Here is a 5,629-nt window from a genome sequence, read left to right as displayed (position 1 = left end):
CTTTTGCTGCCCGTCACAACCAGGCACAGTCTGACTTTGCACAAACACTCAGGGACTGGCAGACCGTAGCTGAAGGTCTCGGCGACACTGTCAGGATCGGTAAGGGCCAGGATGCCAGGACGGGCCGGTTCGTCGGCCTCGATACTGATGGCGGCTTGAAGCGTGAGCATGGCGATGGACGCGTTGAAACGATAAGGGCGGGCGATGTCGAGCTCGTCAGGGAGATAAAGAGCGATGCTGCTCGCGATTGATATTGGCAACACGAATACTGTGTTTGCGCTGCACGACGGGGAAGACTGGGTGGCGATGTGGCGCAGCGCCACGGACCCAAGCCGCACGGCCGATGATTATGTCGTCTGGCTCGGTCCGTTGATGAATATGCGCAAAGTCTCGGTCTATGACATCGATGCATGCGTCATCTCCTCGGTTGTGCCCCAGGCGCTGTTCAACTTCCGGAACCTGTCTCGGCGCTATTTTGGCGTTGAACCGATGGTGGTCGGCGAAGAGGGTGTGGAGCTCGGCGTGCCGATCCGCATAGCACGGCCTGAGCAGGTCGGCGCGGACCGGCTGGTCGCGGCGATCGGCGCGCACATCGCATATCCAGGCGCACTCATCGTAATCGATAGCGGAACAGCCACGACGCTCGACATCGTCGGCCCCGATGGCGGGTTTGAAGGCGGCATTATCAGCCCCGGCATCAACCTTTCGATGCGTGCATTGCACGATGCCGCTGCCCAGCTTCCGCGTATCGCGATCCAGCGTCCCGCCAAAATTATCGGCGATTCAACCGTCGCCGCGATGCAGAGCGGGGTGTTCTGGGGCTATATCGATCTCATCGACGGGCTTGTGCGGCGGGTAAAGGAAGAATACGCCAAGCCGATGACAGTGATCGCGACGGGAGGTGTAGCTTCCCTCTTTGAAGGCGCGAGCGCCACCATAGATCATTATGACCAGACGCTGATGGAAGCGGGTCTTCTCGAAATTTATCGACGCAACAAAAAAGGCTGATATGCCAAATCTTGACACCCCCGAACTCGTCTTCCTGCCGCTTGGCGGATGCGGCGAGATCGGGATGAACTTGAACGCCTACGGCTATGGCCCGCCCGATGACAGACGGTGGATCCTGGTCGATCTCGGCGTGACCTTCGGCGACGATACGACACCGGGCGTCGACCTGATCTGCGCCGATCCGGAATTCATCGTCGAATATGCAGACCAGATCGATGCGATTTTCCTGACCCATGCGCATGAAGACCATATCGGTGCGGTTGGCCTGCTCTGGCCGCGTCTGCGGGCGCCGCTCTATGCGACGCCTTTTACCGCACACCTCATCGCTGGAAAGCTGGCCGAGCGCGGGCTCAGCCATGTCGATGTGAATGTGGTGCCGCTGGAAGGGGAGGTTGAGGCTGGCCCATTCACCGTGACCTATATGACGCTGACCCACTCCATACCGGAGCCGAATGCGTTGGCCATCAAGACGCCGTCCGGAACGATCCTGCATACGGGCGACTGGAAGATCGACCCCGATCCGCTGATTGGGGAAGGCGTCGATATCGAAGGGCTCAAGCGGCTTGGTGATCAGGGCGTGCTCGCCATGGTGTGTGACAGTACGAATGTGTTCGTTGAAGGCGAAAGCGGGTCTGAAGCGACGGTCCGGAAGAATCTGATCGAGCTGGTCGGCTCTCTCAAAGGCCGCGTTGCGGTGGCAACCTTCGCCTCAAACGTGGCCCGTGTGGCGACGGTCATCGAGGCAGCCAGACTGGCAGGGCGCAGCGTCTGCCTGGCCGGACGCAGCATGCACAAGATCGTCGACGCCGCTGTTGCGACAGGGGTCCTCGCCGACCTTCCGGATCTGGTCGATGAGGCCGATGCAGGAAGCTTCCCGCCAGACAAGATCCTGTTTCTCTGCACCGGCAGCCAGGGCGAGGAACGCGCCGCGCTTGGCCGGATTGCGGCCGAGACCCATCGCCATATCAGCCTTGGGAAGGGCGACACGGTGGTGTTCTCCTCGCGAGTCATACCTGGCAACGAAAAAGGCATTTTCGATCTTCAGAACGCGCTCGCCGAGAAGGGGGTGCGGATCATCACCGATAAGATGAGCAAGGATGTGATCCACGTATCCGGCCACCCGGCGCGCGATGAGCTGGAGCGGATGTATCAATGGGTGCGCCCGCGCATTTCCGTGCCGGTGCATGGAGAGCGTCGCCACATCATGGAGCATGCGAATTTCGCAAGATCGCTGCAGGTCAGCGAAGCCGTCACACCTCGCAATGGCGACATGATCCGGCTGGCGCCGGGCATGGCGGAAGTAATTGACGTCGTACCGAACGGGCGGCTGCATCTGGACGGGAGCCGGCTCGTGCCGGCAGGCTCGGAAGGGCTGAAAGAGCGGATTTCGATTTCGAAATATGGCTATGTGACCGCCAGCGTCAGTTTCGACGAAGGCGGCGGTATCGCCGATGGTCCGTTCGTGACATCGCGCGGCTTGTCGGAAGAAGACGGAAGCCTCGCAGACGAGTCGCTTGACGCTCTGGAGATCGCTTGCGACGAAGCGCTAGACGGTTTGTCACGTCGAAAACGGCTCGATGATGACGTAGTTGAGACCCTGCTGGTGAGAGCCATTCGGCGGGCATGCGAGAAGGTTTTCGGGCGCAAGCCGATCGTCGATGTTACCATAATGAGAGTGTGAGGAAGCCCGATGTCGAAGCCATTCCAGATTGGCCCCTTGAACCATGTCGGCGTTGCCGTACCGTCGCTTCCTGAGGCGATTGAGACCTACAAGACGCTCTACGGTGCCACCGACATCACGACGCCATTCGACATACCGGCTCAGGGCGTGAGAGTCTGCTTCGTCAATTTGCCGAACAGTCAGATCGAACTGATCGAGCCGCTGAGCGAAGAAAGCCCAATCTGGAACTTCATCCAGAAGAATCCGAAGGGCGGGCAGCATCATGTCTGCTTTGAGGTCGACGATATCCATGAGGCCGTCACCGAAATGAAGGCGCGGGACGCAACCGTGCTTGGTGAGCCACGGATTGGCGCGCACGGAACGCCGATCATCTTCGTACATCCGAAAAATTCCAATGGTGTGCTCATCGAACTGATGGAAACACCCAGAGGCGACCACTCATGAACCTTGTCGGCGGCGTCGTCATTTTCCTGATTTCCTGGTGGATGTGCCTGTTCGCGGTCCTGCCGATTGGCGTGCGCGGCCAGTTTGAGGAAGGCGACGTCACGGACGGGACGGAAGAGGGCGCGCCGGCCCAGCATATGATGCCGAAGAAAATGATGTGGGCGACGATTGGCGCGGTGATCTGTACAGCGATTGCCGGGCTGGTCGTGATCCCGCTGCTTCAGACCTATTACAAATAAGCCCCAGCAGCGGCGTTCGCTATTTGCATTCCACCTCTAGCCATTTGTACAGCTCCCACCTAACAAAGCGCTGACTTCAAAAACAGATCGAGCTTCTGACCTGATGCGCCTTTCCCGATATTTTCTGCCCGTTTCAAAGGATGTTCCCGCCGATGCGGCGATCGTCTCCCACCAGCTGATGCTACGGACCGGAATGGTCCGCCAGAATGGGGCAGGGATCTACACTTGGCTGCCGCTCGGCTTCAAAGTGCTCCAGAAGATCGAACAGATCGTGCGCGAGGAAATGAATCGCGCCGGCGCTGTCGAGCTTCTCATGCCGACCATCCAGCAGGCCGAACTCTGGCAGGAGAGCGGGCGCTATGAGGACTATGGCAAGGAGATGCTTCGTATCACCGACCGCCATGAGCGCGACATGTTGTTCGGACCGACCAATGAAGAGCTGATCACCGATGTGTTCCGCTCTTATGTAAAAAGTTACAAGGCTTTACCGCTGAATTTGTATCACACGCAGTGGAAGTTCCGCGATGAAATCCGTCCGCGCTTCGGCGTAATGCGTGGCCGCGAATTCCTGATGAAGGATGCCTATTCGTTCGATCTCACAGAAGAGGCGGCGCGCGAGAGCTATAACCGGATGTTCTGCGCCTATCTCAATGCGTTTGACCGGATGGGCCTGACGGCAATCCCCATGCAGGCCGATACAGGCCCGATCGGGGGCGACCTCAGCCACGAGTTCATCGTGCTCGCGGAGACAGGCGAAAGTGCGGTCTTCTGCGACAAGGCAATGCTGGACATGCCAGCGCCGGGTCTTGATCTTGATTTTGATGGCGATCTGTCAAGCGAGGTCACCAAGCGCACCGACTTCTATGCCGCGACTGAAGAGAAACATGACGAGGCCGAGTTCGCGAAAATCCCGGCCGAGCGCCAGGTTTCCGCGCGCGGCATCGAGGTCGGCCATATTTTCTTCTTCGGGACCAAGTATTCAAAACCGATGAATGCCACCGTGCAGACCGCAGACGGCGAAAACGTGCCTGTCCAGATGGGCAGCTATGGCATCGGTGTCTCGCGCCTTGTCGGCGGCATCATCGAAGCCTGCCATGACGAAAATGGTATTGTCTGGCCGCAAGCGGTGGCGCCGTTCGATGTCGGCGTGATTTCCATGCGGCCCAAGGATGAGGCTGTCGCCAAGGTCGCCGACGAGGCCTATGAGGCGCTAACCGCGGCTGGTCTCGACGTTCTCTACGACGAGACCGACGAGCGTCCCGGATCAAAATTCAACCGGATGGACCTCATTGGTCTGCCTTGGCAGATCGTGATCGGTCCGCGCGGGGTCGAAGCCGGCAAGGTCGAGCTCAAAAACCGCAAGACCGGTGAAAAGCTTGATGTCGAACTCGCCGATGCAATCGCGAAGGTGAAAGGCGGCTGATGGCGAAGTCAGCTCCGTTCGGTGAGGTCGAGCGCGCGCTAGCGTGGCGCTATCTGCGTGCGCGCCGTCAGCATGGCGGTGTTTCGCTGATCTCGATCATTTCCTTCTTCGGTATCATGCTGGCTGTGACGGCGCTGATCGTTATCATGTCGGTCATGGCAGGCTTCCGCTCAACGCTGCTGAATGCGCTGCTGGGCGGCCAGGGGCATGTGTTCGTGACCGTTGAGGGCTATCCCGAAGGCCAGATTGAAGGACTTGTCGATGATATCATCGAGCTGCAGGGCATTGAGAGCGCGTCCCCGATCATCGAGCAGCAAGTGCTGGCGACGACCGAATACAATCGGACCGGCGCCGTCGTGCGCGGCGTGCGATCAGAGGACCTCGACAATTTGCCCTATCTCAAGGGCGGACGCTCGACGGCGGATGCGGCAGGGTTTGGCGAAGGGCGCAATGGCGGAGACATCGTGCTCATCGGCGCGTTTCTGGCGTCGGATTTACGGATCGGGCCCGGAGACCAGATCAGGCTCATCGCACCGGAAGGCGTTTCAGGCCCATTCGGTGTGACGCCGCGCAGCAAATCCTACACCGTCGGCGATGTCTTCTCGACGGGGAGCGTGGAGCTCGACAAGCTGTACGTGTTGATGCCGATGCAGCAGGCCCAGCTCTTCTTCAACAAGCGCGATGAATACCAGTTGCTGGATGTTCGCCTCGACGACCCGATGCGGTCCGATCAGGCCATGCGCGATATCAATCAGGCGATTGGCGGCCAGTTCTATCTGCAGGATTGGAAGCAACAGCGCGCCGGCTATCTCAACGCGCTGAATGTCGAGCGCG

Annotated in this window: 6 protein-coding genes and 1 pseudogene; all 7 read left to right on the top strand. The window is 59.4% G+C overall.

Annotation, left to right across the window (positions count from 1 at the left end; translation table 11 throughout):
- A pseudogene (locus WA989_RS10095) lies at positions 1–251 on the top strand (hypothetical protein); the annotation flags it as partial.
- On the top strand, positions 235–1,008 hold the full coding sequence (locus WA989_RS10090; RefSeq protein ID WP_424340373.1) for a type III pantothenate kinase: 774 nt from the start codon (positions 235–237) through the stop codon (positions 1,006–1,008). The pseudogene WA989_RS10095 and the gene WA989_RS10090, both read left to right, overlap by 17 nt.
- Position 1,009: 1 nt before the next feature.
- The gene (locus tag WA989_RS10085; protein WP_424340372.1) at positions 1,010–2,689 is read left to right on the top strand and encodes a ribonuclease J; all 1,680 of its coding nucleotides are present in this window, start codon (positions 1,010–1,012) and stop codon (positions 2,687–2,689) included.
- A 9-nt stretch (positions 2,690–2,698) separates the two neighbouring features.
- Positions 2,699–3,133 carry a methylmalonyl-CoA epimerase gene (gene mce, locus WA989_RS10080; RefSeq protein ID WP_424340371.1) on the top strand — a complete coding sequence of 145 codons (435 nt, stop codon included), beginning with the start codon at positions 2,699–2,701 and terminating at the stop codon, positions 3,131–3,133.
- Positions 3,130–3,372, top strand: a complete 243-nt coding sequence (locus WA989_RS10075; RefSeq protein WP_424340370.1) for a DUF1467 family protein — start codon at positions 3,130–3,132, stop codon at positions 3,370–3,372. Before mce ends, WA989_RS10075 begins: the two co-directional genes overlap by 4 nt.
- Before the next feature lie 103 nt (positions 3,373–3,475).
- Positions 3,476–4,795 carry a proline--tRNA ligase gene (gene proS / locus WA989_RS10070; RefSeq protein ID WP_424340369.1) on the top strand — a complete coding sequence of 440 codons (1,320 nt, stop codon included), beginning with the start codon at positions 3,476–3,478 and terminating at the stop codon, positions 4,793–4,795.
- Positions 4,795–5,629 (top strand): ABC transporter permease (locus WA989_RS10065; RefSeq protein ID WP_424340368.1); only part of this gene is annotated, 835 nt, incomplete at its 3' end. The genes proS and WA989_RS10065, both read left to right, overlap by 1 nt.

The sequence above is a fragment of the Henriciella sp. genome, from assembly GCF_049649345.1.
Classification (GTDB): domain Bacteria; phylum Pseudomonadota; class Alphaproteobacteria; order Caulobacterales; family Hyphomonadaceae; genus Henriciella.
Note: the sequence above shows the minus strand (reverse complement) of the source record. Positions and strands in the feature narration are given on the sequence as shown.